Below are 17,383 nucleotides of genomic sequence, written 5' to 3' on the forward strand. Positions count from 1 at the left end.
CGTGCTTGGGCCACGCTGCAAAGCGCCGCTTCCGCCCGTCCATCGCACCGCCCGCTGCGGCAGATTGGGTTTGTCGTGATTTCCGAGCCGTGAAATGTTCCATTTCGCTCGAAATCACTCTAGGGCGGTAGGAACATGAAATCCCCGCGCAATATTTCCAGCAAGACGCTCAAGTGCGATGTCGCGATTCTCGGCGGTGGCCTGGCCGGCGGTCTGATCGCGCTCGCGCTGCGCCGCAAGCGGCCCGAACTCGACGTGCTGCTGATCGAGGAAAGCGCGACGCTGGGCGGCAACCATATCTGGTCGTTCTTCGGACCCGATGTCGCAGGCGAGCACCGCTGGCTCGTCGCGCCGCTCGTCTGCCATGGCTGGCGCGGTTATGATGTAAAATTCCCGGGGCACGAGCGCGGCCTTGAGGAAAGCTATTATTCGATCCTGTCCGACCGGTTCGACGCCTATCTGCGCGAGGCCTTGCCCGCGCATCATATCGTCACCGGCGTGCGCGCACTGGCGGCGAGCCAGACCAATGTGGTGCTGGAAAATGGCGCCCGGATCGAGGCTGGGGGCGTGATCGACGCGCGCGGCGGCGGCAATGTGCGCCATCTGCGCTGCGGCTGGCAGAAGTTCATGGGGCAGATGCTGCACCTCAGCGAACCGCACGGCCTGACCCGGCCGATCGTGATGGACGCGACGGTCGAGCAGATGGACGGCTATCGCTTCGTCTATTGCCTGCCGGTGAGCCCGATGGAGATCTTCGTCGAGGACACCTATTACAGCGACACCTCGGACCTCGACACCCAGGCGCTGTCTGCGCGGATCAGCGCCTATGCCGAGGCCAAGGGCTGGCAGGTCGAGCGGGTGAGCCGCACCGAAACCGGCGCGCTGCCGGTGGTCTATGGCGGAGATTTCGGCGGCTATTGGCAATCGACCGGCGGCGATGTCGCCAAGGCGGGCACGCGCGCCGCACTCTTCCACGGCCTGACCGGATATTCGCTGCCCGATGCGGTGCGCCTGGCTGCGCATATTGCCGAAATGCCAGATCTGTCGGGCGCGGCGCTGGCCGAGATGAGCCGCAAGACCAGCCTGGACCATTGGCAGGCGGACGGCTTCTACCGGATGCTCACCAAGATGCTGTTCAAGGCTGCCGGGCCCGAAGAGCGGTACCGTGTGCTCGAACGCTTCTATACCCTGCCCGATGGACTGATTGCCCGTTTCTATTCCGGCAAATCGACGCTGATGGACAAGGCCCGCGTCCTGGCCGGCCGTCCCCCGGTGCCGATCTGGCGCGCGATCCGGGGATTGCTGAGCTAAGCCCCGCTGCCGGTGCATCCGAAACCGATGCATGTGACGCAGCGGAACCGACCGACCGGCGGGGCCGCACCGGCGATCATGTTTCCGCAACACTGACAGGGAAATTGGAGGCCCGAGCCGGAATCGAACCGGCGTGCAAGGATTTGCAGTCCTCTGCGTCACCACTCCGCCATCGGGCCACCGGTGGGGAAGGAGGGCGCATTGTGCCGGATCGGGTGGAAAGTCAAGATGCAAGAATGACATCCCGGCTCAGTTGTCATCTCCGCCCGGTGAATGATGCTGCCATATTGACGCAAATGCTGTATTGCCATGATAATACAGCCGTGCCATAACCTGCCATGCAGTGATGTCGATTGCATTTTGCAACCGGAGAGCTATCAAAGCGGGGCGTGATGTTCCGTTAGGGCTTGCATCGCTGTCCGCATATTCTAGGGCGCTTGGACATGACCGATACACAGACTCTTGCTCCGACCGATTTCGCCGCTGCCCGCAGGCACATGATCGAAAGCCAGCTGCGTCCCAGCGATGTCAGCGACCCCGTGGTGATTGCCGCCATGGCCGTGACCGCACGCGAGGATTTTGTCCCCGCCAGTCATCGTGCCCTTGCCTATATCGATCGCGCGGTATCGCTGGGCGGTGGACGCGTGCTCAACCCGGCGCTGTCGACCGGCCTGCTGCTGACCCGCGCCGAATTGTCCAGCGACGACAAGGTGCTGCTGATCGGATCGGGCACCGGCTATATGGCCAGCTTGCTCGCCGGAGTGGTGGCGCATGTGGTCGCCATCGAACAGGATCGTGCCTTGGTCGAACAGGCCAAAGCTCAGCTTGACGGCCTCGCCAATGTCGAAACCGTCGAATCGGCGCTGGCGGAAGGCCATGCTGCGCGCGCGCCCTACAGCCTCATCATCATCGATGGAGCGGTGGAGCAGGTGCCCGAAGGCATCGTGGCGCAGCTGGCCGATGGCGGACGGCTGCTGACCGGCTTGGACGAGGCAGGCGTCTCGCGGCTCGCCATCGGACGCCGCCAGGGTGGCGCGTTCGCGCTGGTGCCCTTTGCCGATACCGACATCGCACCGCTTGCGGCCTTTGCCCGGCCAAAAAGCTATACCTTCTGAAGCAGGGACCACGGCTGTGGCACCGGCGGTGGACGACAAGAGAACCGGATTGATGAAGACTTCGCTTTGGATGGCCGGTTGTGGTGCGGCGCTGGTACTGGGGAGCACACCGCTGCACGCAGAAACGCTGCGTGACGCGCTGATTGCCGCATATCAGACCAACCCCACGCTCAACGCCGCGCGCGCGCAGCAGCGCGCAACCGATGAAGGCGTGCCGATCGCGCTGGCCGATGGCCGGCCCAACTCGCAGGTCCAGGCGCAATATTCGGAAAACTTCCTCAACCCGGCCAACGCGTTCACCGCGCCCGACCGCTCGGTCAGCGGCACCGTCAGCCTCAACGTGCCAGTCTATTCCGGCGGCAGCGTGCGCAACGCGATCAAGGCCTCCAAGACCCGGGTCGAGGCTGGCCAGGCCGATCTGCGCGGCACCGAAGCCACCGTGTTCAGCAACGTCGTCGCCGCCTATATGGACGTGATCCGCGACGAGGCGATCGTCGGCCTTCAGCGCCAGAATGTCGAGGTGCTCGACGTCAACCTGCAGGCATCGTCAGACCGGTTCGAGATCGGCGACCTGACGCGTACCGACGTTGCCCAGTCCGAAGCGCGGCTGGCCATCGCGCGGACCGACCTGCAGACCGCCGAAGCGAACCTGATCCGCAGCAAGGAAACCTATATCCAGCTGGTCGGCCAGGCACCGGGAGATCTGGAACCGCCGCCGCCCCTGCCCAATCTGCCCGCTGCACCCGATGTCGCGGTGGCGACCGCGCTGGACAGCAACCCCGATCTGGAAGCCGCGCGCGAGCGCGTGAAGGCAGCGAATTTCGACGTGAAATCGGCGCGCGGCACCCGCATGCCGCAGGTCAGCCTGTTCAGCCAGGGCAACTACCAGAACTTCCTGGGCACGCTGGGAAGCGCGCTCATTCAGGGCAATTTCGTGCAGCAGCAGTCGAGCGCCGCAGCCGGCGTGCAGCTGACCGTTCCCGTCTATCAGGGCGGCCGTCCGGGGGCACAAATCCGCCGGGCTCAGGCTGTGTCGGGTCAGGCGATGGAACAGGAAATCGCGGTCGAGCGCAGCATCATCGCGCAGGTCCGCGCCGCCTATGCCAGCTTCAACGCCTCGATGCAGGTGATCGATTCGTCGCAAAAGGCGGTGGAGGCGAACACGCTGGCACTGGAGGGCGTGCGCGCCGAGAACAGCGTCGGCAACCGCACCATCCTCGACATTCTGGATGCCGAGCGCGAATTGCTGAATGCGCAGGTGCAGCTCGTCACCGCGCGCCGCAACGCCTATGTCGCGGGCTTCACCCTGCTCGCCGCGATGGGCCGGGCAGAGGCACGCGATCTGGGGCTGGACGGCGGCATGCTCTATGATCCGGAGATCAACTACGAGCGCGTGCGCGACAAGATCAACGATTTCGATTCGGACAAGGACCCGGTCGTCCAATCGACGCGCACCGTTGACAGCCCGGCGCAAAATGCCGCACTGATCGGGCCGCCCAACCAGTAAGCTGGATCAGGGCCGAATCGGATCAGGGGCGCAAGGACATGACACGCGACATTGGCGAGCCAAGCCTTGAGGAAATTCTCGCCTCGATCAAGAAAGTGATCGCCGAAGACGGCCGTCGCCCGCGCCGCGCAGCGCCGCAGCGTCCCGCACCCGCCCGGCAGAGCGCGCCGGTGGACGACATTCTGGAACTGACCGACAGCGTCGAGCCGGACCCTGTCGCCGAGCCCGAAGAGAGCCCGCTGATCAGCCGCGCCGGTGAACAGTCGATGCGCGAATCGCTGGCAGTGCTGGCCACGCTGACCGAACCCGGCGTCAGCCCGCAGATCGTGCGGTCGGGTGAAACCTCGCTGGAGGGCATGGTGCGCGAGATGCTGCGCCCGATGCTGTCCGACTGGCTGGACAAGAACCTGCCCCCCATTGTCGAGGCGATGGTGGCCAAGGAAATCGGGCGGATCACCGGCCGCAAGGGCTGATCGCCTGTCGCCAGGGGCTTTGCGCCCGGCATGTCAGGTGGTAACGCCTGCAACCATGAAGAAGCCGCTTTTCGCCGCGCTGCTCGCCAGCGCCCTGTCGCCCCTGTTCCTTGCAGCCCCTGCCCTCGCCCGGCCGATGACCGAGACGGACCTTGCGACCTTCAATCGCCTGGGCGCGCCGGCCGCATCGCCCGATGGCAAATGGGTCGCCTATCAGCTGACCAGCACCGATCTGGCGGCGAACAAGCGCAGCACCGGCCTGTATCTGCTCGATATTGCCAGCAAGAATGCCCAGCCGATTTCGGTTGCCGATTCGCCGGGCCATAACGAAAGCGCGCCGGTCTTCGCGCGTGATGGCAAGCACCTGTTCTTCCTCTCCAACCGCACGGGCACCACTCAGGTCTGGCGCGTCGCGCTGCCCGGCGGTGAGCCGGTGCAGGTGACGATGGCGGCGGTCGACATCAGCGGCTTCAGCCTCTCTCCCGATGGCAACCAGATCGCGGTCTGGGCGGATGTGGCCGAAGGATACTCGGTCGATGCGTGCGATGCCAAGGCAAAGCCGCAGGGCACCGGCCGCGAATATGACCGGCTGTTCGTGCGCCACTGGGACAGCTGGCGCGAGCCGGGCACCTATTCCCGAATCTATGCCTATGCGCTCGGCACCGACGGCAAGGTGGCAGGACCTGCCCGCGCGATCAGCGGCTCGATCGAGGGCGATGCTCCCAGCAAGCCGTTCGGCGGCGGCGAGGAAATCGCCTGGGCCGCCGACAGCAGCGCGATCGCCTTTGCCATCCGCAAGTCCGATGGCGACGAGCCACGCTCGACCAATCTCGACATCGTCTGGCAGCCCCTGGCCGAGGGCGCTGCGGCGATGAACCTGACCGAAGCGAACCAGGCGACCGATTCGCTGCCCGCCGCTTCGCCCGATGGCCGCTGGCTGGCCTGGGCCGCGATGGCACGCCCGGGCTATGAGGCCGACCGGATGGTCGTGCACCTGCGCGACATGAAGACCGGCAAGGTCACGAAGCTGACCGAAGCCTGGGACCGATCGGCAGGCTCGCTGGCCTGGGCGGCGGACTCCCGGAGCCTGCTGGTGACGGCGCAGGACCTGCTTGAGCATCCGGCATTCCGCATCGACGTGCCCAGCGGCAAGGTCACAAGGCTGACCGAACGCGGCAATATCGGCAATGTCGTCCCGCTGGCGAGCGGCGGTTTCCTCTACACGGTGAACTCGGTCGCCGCGCCCGACGATCTGGTGCTGATGGACAAGAGCGGCCAGACCCGCCGCCTGACCAATGTCAACGCCGACAAGCTCGCCGCGCTCGATCCGGTGCAGTACGAACAGTTCAGCTTCAAGGGCGCGAATGGCGACCTCGTATACGGCCAGATCGTCAAGCCGCAGGGTGGGGGGATTGGCGCAAGGGGGGGCAAGCTGCCAGTCGCGCTGCTGGTGCATGGCGGGCCGCAGGGCAGCTTCTACAACGCATGGTCCTATCGCTGGAACCCGGCGGTGATGGCCTCGCAGGGCTATGCCGCGGTCACCATCGATTTCCACGGATCGACCGGATACGGCCAGGCCTTTACCGACAGCATCAACCGCGACTGGGGCGGCAAGCCGCTCGAGGACCTCAAGCTCGGCATGGCCGCGCTGCCCGGCATCGACGCCTCGCTCGACACGCCCAATGCCTGCGCGCTGGGCGGCAGCTATGGCGGCTATATGATGAACTGGATCGCGGGCCAGTGGCCCGACGGCTTCAAGTGCCTGGTCACGCATGCCGGCGTGTTCGACCTGCGCGCGATGGCATTCGAGACCGAGGAGCTGTGGTTCGACGAATGGGACCATGGCGGCCCCTGGTGGCAGCGCACCGACGCGGAAAAGTGGAACCCGGTCAATTACGTGACCCGCTGGAAGACGCCCACTCTGGTCATCCATGGCGAGAAGGACTTCCGCATCCCCTATTCGCAATCGCTCGCCGCGTTCACCGCGCTGCAGCGTCAGGGGATCGAATCGAAGCTGCTGATCTTCCCGGACGAGAACCACTGGGTGCTGAAAGCACAGAACAGCGTGCAATGGCACCGCAACGTGTTCGACTGGCTGGCCAGGCATCTCAAGGCCCGCGAGGTGAAATAAGCGCGTCCGGGCTTGGCTTGATGCGGCAAATGCCGCTAATGGCCTGCCCATGACCGACAAGACCGAACTTCCGAAGACATTCGATCCGTCCGCGATCGAGGCGAAATGGTATCCGCATTGGGAGGAAACGAACGCGTTCCGGCCCGAGCGGCCCGATGCCGTGCCCTATACCATCGTCAACCCGCCGCCGAACGTTACCGGTAGCCTGCACATCGGCCATGCGCTCGACAACACGCTGCAGGACATCATGATCCGCTACGAGCGGCTGCGCGGCAAGGATGCGCTGTGGGTGGTCGGCACCGACCATGCCGGCATCGCGACGCAGATGGTGGTCGAACGCCAGCTCGAGGCACGCCAAGACAAGCGCACGAACTACAGCCGCGAGGATTTCGTCAAGAAGGTCTGGGAGTGGAAGGAAGAAAGCGGCGGGCAGATCACCCGCCAGCTGCGCCGCCTGGGCTGTTCGATGGACTGGTCGCGCGAGCAGTTCACCATGGACCCGCATTTCAGCAAAGCGGTGCTCAAGGTGTTCGTCGACCTGTACAATCAGGGGCTGATCTATCGCGACAAGCGCCTCGTCAACTGGGACCCCAAGCTCAAGACCGCGATCAGCGATCTTGAGGTCGAAACCCGCGAGGTGCAGGGCCATTTCTGGCATTTCCGCTATCCGCTCGCTGATGGCGTGACGCTCGACGATGGCCGCGACCATATCGTGGTCGCGACGACGCGGCCCGAGACGATGCTCGCCGATATGGCGGTGGCGGTGAACGGCGCCGACCCGCGCTATGCCAGCGTGATCGGCAAGTTCGTCGAACTGCCGATTACCGGGCGGCGCATTCCGATTGTGGCGGACGACCATGCCGACCCCGAGCTGGGATCGGGCGCGGTGAAGATCACGCCGGGGCATGATTTCAACGACTTCGAGGTCGGACGGCGCGCAGGCATCGCGGCGGCGGACATGCTCAACATGTTCGATGCCGAGGCAAAGGTGGTGCAGACCGCCGATGGCCTGATTCCTGCGGAATTCGTCGGCATTGATCGCTTCGATGCGCGTCGCCAAGTGGTCGAGCGGATGAAGGCGCTCGGCCGTCTGGTGCCGCATGTCGTCACCGCCAAGGATGGCGAAGTCACCGAACACGACGCCGAACCGCGCACCATCCAGACGCCTTATGGCGACCGCGGCGGCGTGGTCATCGAACCCTGGCTGACCGACCAATGGTATGTCGATGCCAAGACCCTCGCCCAGCCCGCGATCGAGGCGGTGAAGACCGGCGTGATCGAGATCGTGCCCAAGAGCTGGGAGAAGACCTTCTTCCACTGGATGGACAATATCCAGCCCTGGTGCGTCTCGCGGCAATTGTGGTGGGGGCACCGGATCCCGGCATGGTACTGTTTCAACCACGTGACCCTCGAAACGCAAATCTTCGTTACGCAGGCTCAAGATGAATTCGAGCAGATGGCGATCAAGAACGATCCCCAGATCAAGCGGTTCGTGTACCTTAATTCGCGTCGCGAAACTTATGAATATTGTGAACAAGGGGGAGTGCCCGTCGATACCTGTCTTGTTTATCGAGATGAAGACGTCCTCGACACCTGGTTCTCCTCCGCGCTCTGGCCGTTTGCGACGCTGGGTTGGCCACAGGATGGTGCGGACGCGCCGCTGGTTGCCAAGCACTATCCCAACGATCTGCTGATCTCGGGCTTCGACATCCTGTTCTTCTGGGATGCGCGGATGGCGATGATGGGGACGCATTTCATGGGCGCAGCGCCCTGGAAGCAGCTGTACCTGCACGGCCTCGTCCGCGCCGCCGATGGCGCGAAAATGTCCAAGTCCAAGGGCAATACCGTCGATCCTTTGGGCCTGATCGACCAATATGGCGCCGATGCGCTGCGCTTCTTCATGGCGGCGATGGAAAGCCAGGGCCGCGACATCAAGATGGATGAGCGCCGCGTCGAGGGCTATCGCAACTTCGCCACCAAGCTGTGGAACGCCGCGCGCTTCTGCCAGTCGAACGGCATCTGTGCGAGTTCCTCGGTTGCGGCACCAGCGGCGACGCTGGCGGTCAATCGCTGGATCATCGGTGAGGTCGTCGATACCGTCGCGGCATTGGACAAGGCGCTCGCGGACCTGCGCTTCGATGCGGCGGCGAACGCGATCTATCACTTCGTCTGGGACCAGTTCTGCGACTGGTATCTGGAGCTGATCAAGCCGGTGCTTTCCGCCGAGGGCGATGCAGCCGAGGCTGCAGAGACTCGTGCTGTAGCCGGCTGGGTGCTCGACCAGATCCTGGTGATGCTGCATCCGTTCATGCCGTTCATCACCGAAGAGCTGTGGCACGCGCTTGGCGAACGCTCGGGTGATCTGATCGTCGCACAATGGCCCGATCCGAAAGCGGCTGTAGACGCCGACGCCAAGGCGGAAACCGAGTGGCGTATCGATCTGGTCCGCGAAATCCGCTCGGCCAAGAACGAGCTCGGCATCGCGCCGGGTGCGCGGCTCCAGGCGTTTGTTCAGGATGCCAATGACCAGACCAAGACCTGGATCAACGGCTTCTGGAGCGGCGCACAGCGGCTGGCGCGGATCGATTTTGCGCCTCTCGACGAATCAGCTCCGGAAGGCGCGAATCTGCAGATCGTGGTCAACGAAGCGACCTTCGTGCTGCCGCTCGAAGGCATTATCGACATCGCCGCCGAAAAGGCCCGTCTGACGAAGGCGCTCGAGGCCGTGTCGAAGGAAGCCAAATCGCTCGAAGGCCGCTTGTCCAACCCGGCATTCGTGGAAAAGGCCAAGCCCGAAGCCGTCGAGAAAGCCCGCGCCGACCATGCAGAGAAATCCGCCGAGGCCGAGCGGCTGGCAGCAGCGCTGGCGCGATTGGGGTAGCCTACCACATCCGCTCAGCCTGAGCTTGTCGAAGGCCTGGCGCAGAGGATTTCGTTGGTATCTTCCGTCATCCTGAACTTGTTTCAGGACCCATCGTGCCCCGGGCATCGAAGCCGCGTGGGGAGAAATGGGCCCTGAAACAAGTTCAGGGTGACGGTTAAAGCAGTGCCTGATGGAAGCGCGGGGCCTTCGACAAGCTCAGGCTGAGCGGGGGTGGGGCGCAGGGCTGACAGGAGAGGTGTATTTGCCGCCGTCGTCCATCGCATCCCCCCACCTCACCCCTTGCCCCCAGCCCCCACGTTCCCTAAACGTTCGACGGTGAACGATCTCGCCCCCGCATCCGAATTTCCGCCGCCATCGGCATCTGACCCCGGCTATCTCCAGGGGCTCAACACGCCGCAGCGCGAAGCTGTGCTGTCGTCCGAGGGCCCGGTGCTGGTGCTGGCGGGCGCAGGCACCGGCAAGACTGCGGCGCTGACCGCGCGGCTGGCGCATCTGATCGCGACGCGCCGCGCATGGCCGTCCGAAATCCTTGCGGTCACCTTCACCAACAAGGCCGCGCGCGAGATGCGCGAGCGCGTAGGAAAGATCATCGGCGAGGCGGTGGAGGGCATGCCGTGGCTGGGCACCTTCCATTCGATCGGCGCGAAGATGCTGCGCCGCCATGCCGAGCTGGTCGGGCTGCAGAGCAATTTCACCATCATCGATACCGATGATCAGCTGCGGCTGCTCAAGCAGCTGATCCAGGCCGCCGATATCGACGACAAGCGCTGGCCCGCGCGCCAGCTCGCAGGCTGTATCGACCGGTGGAAGAACAAGGGGCTCAATCCGCACGAGCTGGATGCCGCCGAGAGCGAGCTCTATGCCAATGGGCGCGGACAGGAGCTGTACACCGCCTATCAGGACCGGCTGAAGGCGCTCAACGCCTGCGATTTCGGCGATCTGTTGCTGCACATGCTGACGCTGCTGAAGACCGACCGCGCGGTGCTGGAGACCTATCAGCAGAAGTTCAAATATATCCTGGTCGACGAATATCAGGACACCAATTCCAGCCAGTATCTGTGGCTTCGCCTGATGGCGCAGGCACGCAAGAATATCTGCTGTGTCGGCGATGACGACCAGTCGATCTATTCGTGGCGGGGCGCGGAGGTGGCGAACATCCTGCGGTTCGAAAAGGATTTTCCGGGCGCGCGGATCATCCGGCTCGAGCAGAATTACCGCTCCACCCCGCACATATTGGGCGCAGCGTCCGGGCTGATCGCCTCGAACAGCGACCGGCTCGGCAAGACGCTGTGGACCGAGGTCGATGCCGGGCAGAAGGTGCGCGTGCTCGGCATTTGGGATGGGCCGGAAGAGGCGCGGCGGATCGGCGAGGAGCTCGAACGGCTGGCGCGCGAAGGCACCAGCCTCGACAAGACCGCGATCCTGGTGCGCGCCTCGTTCCAGACCCGCGAGTTCGAGGACCGGTTCATCGCCATCGGCATGCCATACCGCATCATTGGGGGCTTCCGCTTCTACGAACGCGCCGAAATCCGCGATGCGCTGGCCTATCTGCGCGTGGTCAACCAGCCGGCGGACGATCTGGCGTTCGAGCGGATCTTCAATACGCCCAAAAGGGGCCTGGGCGACAAGGCGCTGGAAAAGGTGCACCGGCTGGCGCGGGCGACCGGGCTGCCACTGGCCGCCGCCGCCTTCCAGATCCTGGATAGCGACGAGCTGCCCGCGCGGGCGCGGACCGCGCTCACCGCGCTGATGCGCGGGATTGCCCGCTGGCGCGACCTGCTCGCCACGATGAACCCGGCGGACCTGGCGCGGCAGATTCTCGACGAATCGGGCTATACCCAGGTGCTGCAGGCCGAACGCTCGGTCGAAGCCTCCGGAAGGCTCGAGAACCTGTCCGAACTCGCCCGCGCGATGGAGGAATATGAAAGCCTGGGCGACTTCCTGGAGCATGTCAGCCTGGTGATGGACAATGAGGCGAGCGCGGACGAGGCCAAGGTCACGATGATGACCATCCATGGCGCCAAGGGTCTCGAATTCGACCATGTCTTCCTTGCCGGATGGGAAGAGGGCGTGTTTCCCTCGCAGCGTGCGCTTGACGAGGGCGGGCTGGCCAGCCTGGAGGAAGAGCGCCGCCTGGCCTATGTCGCGATCACCCGCGCGCGGGTCAGCTGCACGATCCTGCACGCGGCCAACCGGCGCATCTATGGCCAGTGGACGAGCTCGATCCCCTCGCGCTTCATCGGCGAACTTCCGCCCGAGCATGTCGAGGAGGAAAGCTCGCTCACCGGCGGCGCGTCGCTGTGGCGCGCGGGGCTTTCGGAGCGTGACGATCCGTTCGCGCATCTGGCGCGTGATCCTGATCGCGCGGCGCGCCGGGGCCCCGGCTGGCAGCGCGCGGCGCAGGTACCCGGCGGCTTCAACGCGGCGCCGCAGCGGGTTGCCGAGGCGCGGTCGAGCGCGATCAGCCTCGGCAATGCCGGGCGCAGCGATGTCGCCATCGGCACCCGCGTCTTCCACCAGAAATTCGGCTATGGACTGGTCGCCGAAAAGGAAGGCAACAAGCTGGAGATCGACTTCGAGAATTCCGGCCGCAAGCGGGTGATCGACAGCTTTATCAGCCTGGCCTGATGGCCCCGGCGTTCAGATACGCTCGGCCCGCGCCACCGATTCCGATGCGCGTAGCGCCATGATGATCTGCATCAGATGCCCGACATCATGCACTTCAAGATCGGATTCATAGGTGTGGAAGGGCTGGTCGCGGTTGGTCAGCTTCAGGTTGACGATGTTCGCCTTGTGATGGCTGAAAATGCCCGCCATGTCGGCCAGCGTGCCGGGGCGATTGTACAGGATCGCCCGGATGCGCGCCGTCGCACCGTCCGAATCCCCGCCCCATGACAGGTCGATCCAGTCGGCATCGACGCCGCTGACCAGATTGAGGCAGTCGATGGTGTGCACCTCGATATGCTGGCCCTGGCGGCGCAGGCCGACAATGCGATCCCCCGGCACCGGGTGGCAGCATTCGGCGAGCTGGAAGGCAACGCCCGGCGTCAGCCCCTGGATCGAGATCGCGCGGTCCTGGCTCGGGAATTCGCGCAGCGCCGTCTGCTCGCTGCTGCTGCCGGGGACCAGCGCGTCCATCAGCGCGACATCGCTGATCTGGTTCTTGCCCACCGCCAGCATCAGCTCGGTCTCGTCTTCCAGGCCAAGCCGTTCCAGCGCCTGTTTCAGCGCCTTCTTGCCAATCTTGACCGGCAGCCGCCCGGCGATCTCGTCAAAGATCACCCGGCCCATCGCGGCGGTTTCCTCGCGTTCCTTGTCGCGGACATAGCGGCGGATCGCCGCACGCGCCTTGCCGGTGGTGACGAAGCCGAGCCAGCTGGTCTGCGGCTCCTGCCCTTCGGATTTGAGGATCTCGACGATATCGCCATTGGCGAGCGGGGTGCGCAGCGGGACGTTGCGGCCGTTGATCAGCACGCCCACTGCCTTGTTGCCCAGATTGGTGTGGACCGCATAGGCAAAGTCCACCGCCGTCGCGCCCTTGGGCAGCTGGTGCAGCGCGCCCTTGGGGGTGAAGGCGAAGATGCGGTCCTGATACATCGCCATGCGGGTATGCTCGAGCAGCTCGTCGGCATCCTGCGCGGTATCGAGAATTTCGATGAGGTCGCGGATCCAGCCGGCCTGGCCATCGGGCCGGGTGCCGCCCTGCTTGTACGCCCAGTGCGCCGCGAGGCCGAATTCGCTCTGCCGATGCATCTCGTGCGTGCGGATCTGGATCTCGACGCGCATCGACTGACCATGGATGATCGCGGTGTGCAGCGAGCGATAGCCGTTGCGCTTGGGGGTGGAGATATAATCCTTGAACCGGCCCGGAATCATCTTCCACTTGCGGTGGATATGGCCGAGCGCGGCGTAGCAATCCTCGATGCTGTCGACGATGACGCGAAAGGCGATGATGTCGGTCATCTGCTCGAACGAAACATGCCGCTCGGCCATCTTGCGCCAGATCGAATAGGGATGCTTCTCGCGCCCGCTGATCTCTGCGGTCAGGCCATGCGCGGCAAGCTCTGTCTTGAGCGATTCCGCGATATTCTCGACCTGGTTTTCGCCGCTCGCCTTGATCTGGTCGAGCCTGCCGACAATCGTTTCATAGGCTTCGGGCTCAAGCTCGCGGAACGAGAGCATCTGCATTTCGCGCATATATTCGTACATGCCGACGCGCTCTGCCAGCGGCGCGAAGATATCCATCGTCTCGCGGGCGATGCGCTTGCGCTTGTCGGCGCTGGAGATGAACTTTAGCGTGCGCATGTTGTGCAGCCGGTCGGCGAGCTTGACCAGCAGCACGCGCAGGTCGTTCGACATGGCGAGCAGGAACTTGCGCAAATTCTCGGCCGCGCGCTCGTTCTCGGTCTGCGCCTCGATCTTGGACAGCTTGGTGACGCCATCGACCATCTCGGCAACCTTGGGGCCGAACAGGCGCTCGACCTCCTCGATCGTGGTCAGCGTGTCTTCCACCGTGTCGTGGAGCAGCGCGGTGATAATCGTTTCCACGTCCATCTTCAGGTCGGTCATCAGACCTGCAACCTCGATGGGGTGGCTGAAATAGGGGTCGCCGCTGGCGCGTTTCTGGCTGCCATGCTTCTGCACGGAAAACACATAGGCGCGATTGATCAGCGCCTCATCCGCATCGGGGTCATAGTCCTTGACCCGCTCTACCAGTTCATATTGTCTCAGCACCCTTTGAATGTCGGTGCTTTGCAAGCAATTGCAACAGAAAAACGCGCCTGTGCAGGGGCCTTGGTCGGGTTCGCTCGGGGGCAAGGGGCCAAGGCATCAAGGGGTCTGCACAGGCGCGGGAGGTTTGCCGGACGGATCGGGCTGCAATGTGGGAGGATCACAGCCCTGTCCGCCCAGCCGAAAACGGCAAGGCATCAATCCCTGGGCGATCAGCCCTTGGCGTTGCAGATGGCGAGCTCTTCTCCGGCCATCGCCTCGTTGCGGGTTGTAAACGCGGTGACATCACCCATCTTTCGAGCAAGGCGGGTGCAGGCATTGACCGGGCGCGAGGTCGCCTTCGATCCGGTGCAGACGGTGCCTTCGCACTGCCACACCACACCCTGGATGATCCTTGTGGTCTTCTCGACCGGTGCCGCGAGTTCTGCGGTGAAATAGCTGCTGCCCGGGGACTGGGCGCTGGCGGTGCTGGCCTGCATCATCACCATGCTGGAAAGCGAGGCGGCGGCGACAAAGGCGATCTGGGTGAGGGTCTTGGCGAGGCGGGGCATGGCGTGTCCTTTCCAACGGTTTTCCTGGGGAGGAAATCAGGGGGTGCAATTTGGGTTGCGAATCACTACCTACATAAATAGGTTTCGAGTTGCAACTAGAAACTGAATTTTCATTGGCAAGGCCGCATTTTTCGATAAGATGGCGGTTTGAAACTGGATTTGATGATCATGGCCCACAGCTCTCCCACCAAATTGCGCGAACCGCTGGCGGAAATTGCAGCCTGTTGCAGCCTGCCCCAGGCGCTGGAGACGATGGGTGAGCGCTGGTCATTCATGATCCTGCGCGCCTCTTTCAACGGCCTGCACCATTTCGAGGAGTTCCTGGAGGAGCTCGGCATCGCCCGGAATATCCTGTCCAACCGCCTGACCCGGCTGGTGGAGAGCGGCATCCTGAAGCGCGCGCCCTGTGTCGATGACCGCCGCAAGATCGAATATCGGCTGACCGACAAGGGACTGGACCTGCTGCCAACGATGATCGCACTACGCCAATGGGGCGAGAAATGGGAAAGCGGCGTGCCGTCCAATCCGGTGCTGGTCGACGAGCGTGATCGCCGTCCGATCCAGCCGATCTCGATCCGCGCGCATGATGGCCGCGTGCTGACGCATCACGATCTGTGCTGGATCGATATTGCCGATCTCAACGCCGCCGAAGGCGACGATGCCGATCACGATGGCGTCGTAAAGCGCATCGCCACGATCTGAAGCCATCAGGGCGGGGCGCGATCGCCCCTGCCCCCATCTGCCGCTAGCTGCTGGCGCGGATGATCAGTTCGGGCTCCAGCAGCACCGGCTCGCAAATCTCGCCATCGATCTGGCGGAACACCATATCGACCAGCATCTTCGCGCCGGCCTGCAGATCCTGCCGGATGGTGGTGAGCGGCGGCGTGGTATGCGCTGCCAGGATGATGTCGTCATAGCCGACCACCGCGACATCGCCAGGCACCGAAAGGCCGCGCTCGGCCAGGGCGCGCAAGGCGCTCATCGCGACGACGTCCGAGGCGGCGAAGATGCCGTCAATGCCGGGATTCTCGTCGAGAAACGCACTCGCCGCGCTATAGGCGGCCTCTGATGTGAGGTGGATCGGCAGCGTATGCACCCGGTCCGCGAGCCCCGCTTCGGCACAGGCCTGGAGGAACCCCTGCTGACGCTGGCCGAATTCGGGCGGGCTGGGATTGCCCAGGAACAGCAGCTTGCGCTTGCCGCGCTCGATCAGATGCCGCCCCGCGATCAGGCCGCCGCGCACATTGTCCGATCCAACGGTGACATGACGCTGGCCCTCGATGCTGGCCCCCCAGACCATCAGCGCCCGGTGACGTTCGGCTGCCGCTTCGAGTACTGCCATCTGGTCCGACTGGCCGATCACGATCGCCCCGTCGACGCGCCCGGAATCGAGCAGGTCGTCCAGCCAGCTGGTGCCCGAAGGAATGACGCGCGACAGCAGCAGGTCGAAGTTCCGCTCGGTCAGCGCATCGGCCAGATAGCCCAGCATGGTCATGAAGAACGGGTCGGATGGATGCTGATCCACCTCATGCCCCATCGGCATCACCACGCCGATCGCCTGCGCGCGGCGCAGACGCAGATTCTGCGCGACCTGATTCGGCTTGAAACCATGCAACCGCGCCAGTTCGACCACGCGTTCGCGCGTCTTGGCGTTGATGATCGTCTTGCCTGCCAATGCCCGCGATACCGTGGACACTGAAACTCCAGCGAGCTCCGCGAGCTCCTGCATCCCGATCTTGCTGATGGTACGCGCCTTTCCCCAAAAGATGCTGCGCCGCCCCCGCCCGAGGATGTAAACGCTCTGCGATGAATCGTCGAGCGTCTTGTCAGCATATGCTTGCATTTTCACCCCTAGTCTGTATTAATACAGCAATACACATGCAAGGAGTTGTCAGCATGGCCATCAAATGGAAGCACGCCCTGGTCGTCACCGCAGCCGTTATCGCACTGGCCGGGTGCAATATGGCCGACAGCGCCGAACGGATGGTCGAGGATGCATCGGCGGGATCGGACGAAGGCTGGACCAGCCAATGGTCGGGCGAACCGTTTGACCGGATCAAGCTGGCAGGGCCCGACAGCCTGACCTTCACCACCGAAGGCGACCATGCGGTCACCGCGACCGGTGATGCCAAGGCGCTGGAAAAGCTGGAATTCCGTGTCCGCGACGGCGAGCTGCGCATCCGCCGCAAATCGTCCACCTGGACCTTCGGCGATTCGGGCGAGGCGCTGATCAAGGTGAGCGCACCCGCGTTGCGCGGGCTGGTCATCGCCGGATCGGGATCGGCCAAGGTCGACCGGATGGAAAGCGACGAGGTCAAGCTGAGCATCGCCGGGTCCGGCGATGTCGATATTGCCGCGCTGACCGCCAAGAAGCTCGACAGCGCCATCGCAGGCAGCGGCTCGCTGCGCCTGGCGGGCAGTGCCGACAATACCGAAATCTCGATTGCAGGCTCGGGCAGCGTGCTGGGCGAGCGCTTTGCCAGCCCCACCGTCGACATCTCGATCGCAGGGTCTGGCGATGTCACCATGGCATCCGATGGCAATGTCGAGGCGAGCCTGATGGGATCGGGCGACGTCACCATCAAGGGCAAGGCCAGGTGCAAGAGCAGCGCCATGGGATCGGGCACGATCACCTGCGGCTGACCGGCCAGCGCAAAAGCGGTTGCGCGCTCGCCTGCCA

Annotated in this window: 12 protein-coding genes and 1 tRNA gene; 9 read left to right on the forward strand and 4 right to left on the reverse strand. The window is 64.1% G+C overall.

The window, feature by feature from the left end:
- Positions 1-135: 135 nt before the first annotated feature.
- Positions 136-1,311 carry a lycopene beta-cyclase CrtY gene (gene crtY / locus OU999_11990; GenBank protein ID WAC22472.1) on the forward strand — a complete coding sequence of 392 codons (1,176 nt, stop codon included), beginning with the start codon at positions 136-138 and terminating at the stop codon, positions 1,309-1,311.
- Positions 1,312-1,416: 105 nt separating this feature from the next.
- On the opposite strand, the gene OU999_11995 is transcribed toward crtY, so the two are convergent.
- Positions 1,417-1,490 (reverse strand) — tRNA-Cys (locus tag OU999_11995).
- Between the two features lie 264 nt (positions 1,491-1,754).
- Between OU999_11995 and OU999_12000 the strand changes: the two genes are divergently transcribed.
- From OU999_12000 to OU999_12025, 6 genes are all read left to right on the forward strand, one after another.
- Positions 1,755-2,426 carry a protein-L-isoaspartate O-methyltransferase gene (locus OU999_12000; GenBank protein WAC22473.1) on the forward strand — a complete coding sequence of 224 codons (672 nt, stop codon included), beginning with the start codon at positions 1,755-1,757 and terminating at the stop codon, positions 2,424-2,426.
- A 70-nt stretch (positions 2,427-2,496) separates the two neighbouring features.
- Positions 2,497-3,933: a TolC family outer membrane protein gene (locus tag OU999_12005; GenBank protein ID WAC25420.1), complete on the forward strand. Its 1,437-nt coding sequence runs from the start codon at positions 2,497-2,499 to the stop codon at positions 3,931-3,933.
- A gap of 38 nt (positions 3,934-3,971) precedes the next feature.
- Positions 3,972-4,406 carry a DUF2497 domain-containing protein gene (locus tag OU999_12010; GenBank protein WAC22474.1) on the forward strand — a complete coding sequence of 145 codons (435 nt, stop codon included), beginning with the start codon at positions 3,972-3,974 and terminating at the stop codon, positions 4,404-4,406.
- Between the two features lie 55 nt (positions 4,407-4,461).
- On the forward strand, positions 4,462-6,537 hold the full coding sequence (locus OU999_12015) for a S9 family peptidase (GenBank protein ID WAC22475.1): 2,076 nt from the start codon (positions 4,462-4,464) through the stop codon (positions 6,535-6,537).
- Between the two features lie 49 nt (positions 6,538-6,586).
- On the forward strand, positions 6,587-9,418 hold the full coding sequence (locus tag OU999_12020) for a valine--tRNA ligase (protein ID WAC22476.1): 2,832 nt from the start codon (positions 6,587-6,589) through the stop codon (positions 9,416-9,418).
- A gap of 318 nt (positions 9,419-9,736) precedes the next feature.
- Positions 9,737-12,049 (forward strand): UvrD-helicase domain-containing protein, encoded by a 2,313-nt coding sequence (locus OU999_12025; protein ID WAC22477.1) that lies wholly within the window; start codon positions 9,737-9,739, stop codon positions 12,047-12,049.
- A gap of 12 nt (positions 12,050-12,061) precedes the next feature.
- On the opposite strand, the gene OU999_12030 is transcribed toward OU999_12025, so the two are convergent.
- Both OU999_12030 and OU999_12035 read right to left on the reverse strand, forming a co-directional pair.
- Complete coding sequence (locus OU999_12030) at positions 12,062-14,155, reverse strand: bifunctional (p)ppGpp synthetase/guanosine-3',5'-bis(diphosphate) 3'-pyrophosphohydrolase (GenBank protein WAC22478.1); 2,094 nt, start codon at positions 14,153-14,155, stop codon at positions 12,062-12,064.
- A 209-nt stretch (positions 14,156-14,364) separates the two neighbouring features.
- Positions 14,365-14,703 carry a hypothetical protein gene (locus tag OU999_12035; protein ID WAC22479.1) on the reverse strand — a complete coding sequence of 113 codons (339 nt, stop codon included), beginning with the start codon at positions 14,701-14,703 and terminating at the stop codon, positions 14,365-14,367.
- 162 nt (positions 14,704-14,865) lie between these two features.
- Here OU999_12035 and OU999_12040 point away from each other — a divergent pair, with 162 nt between their 5' ends.
- Positions 14,866-15,405, forward strand: a complete 540-nt coding sequence (locus OU999_12040; GenBank protein ID WAC22480.1) for a helix-turn-helix domain-containing protein — start codon at positions 14,866-14,868, stop codon at positions 15,403-15,405.
- Between the two features lie 43 nt (positions 15,406-15,448).
- Here OU999_12040 and OU999_12045 read toward each other — a convergent pair whose 3' ends face one another.
- The gene (locus OU999_12045) at positions 15,449-16,432 is read right to left on the reverse strand and encodes a substrate-binding domain-containing protein (protein WAC25421.1); all 984 of its coding nucleotides are present in this window, start codon (positions 16,430-16,432) and stop codon (positions 15,449-15,451) included.
- Between the two features lie 167 nt (positions 16,433-16,599).
- Here OU999_12045 and OU999_12050 point away from each other — a divergent pair, with 167 nt between their 5' ends.
- The gene (locus OU999_12050) at positions 16,600-17,346 is read left to right on the forward strand and encodes a DUF2807 domain-containing protein (protein WAC22481.1); all 747 of its coding nucleotides are present in this window, start codon (positions 16,600-16,602) and stop codon (positions 17,344-17,346) included.
- Positions 17,347-17,383 lie beyond the last annotated feature (37 nt).

It is taken from the genome of Blastomonas sp. SL216, assembly GCA_026625625.1.
Classification (GTDB): Bacteria; Pseudomonadota; Alphaproteobacteria; order Sphingomonadales; family Sphingomonadaceae; genus Blastomonas.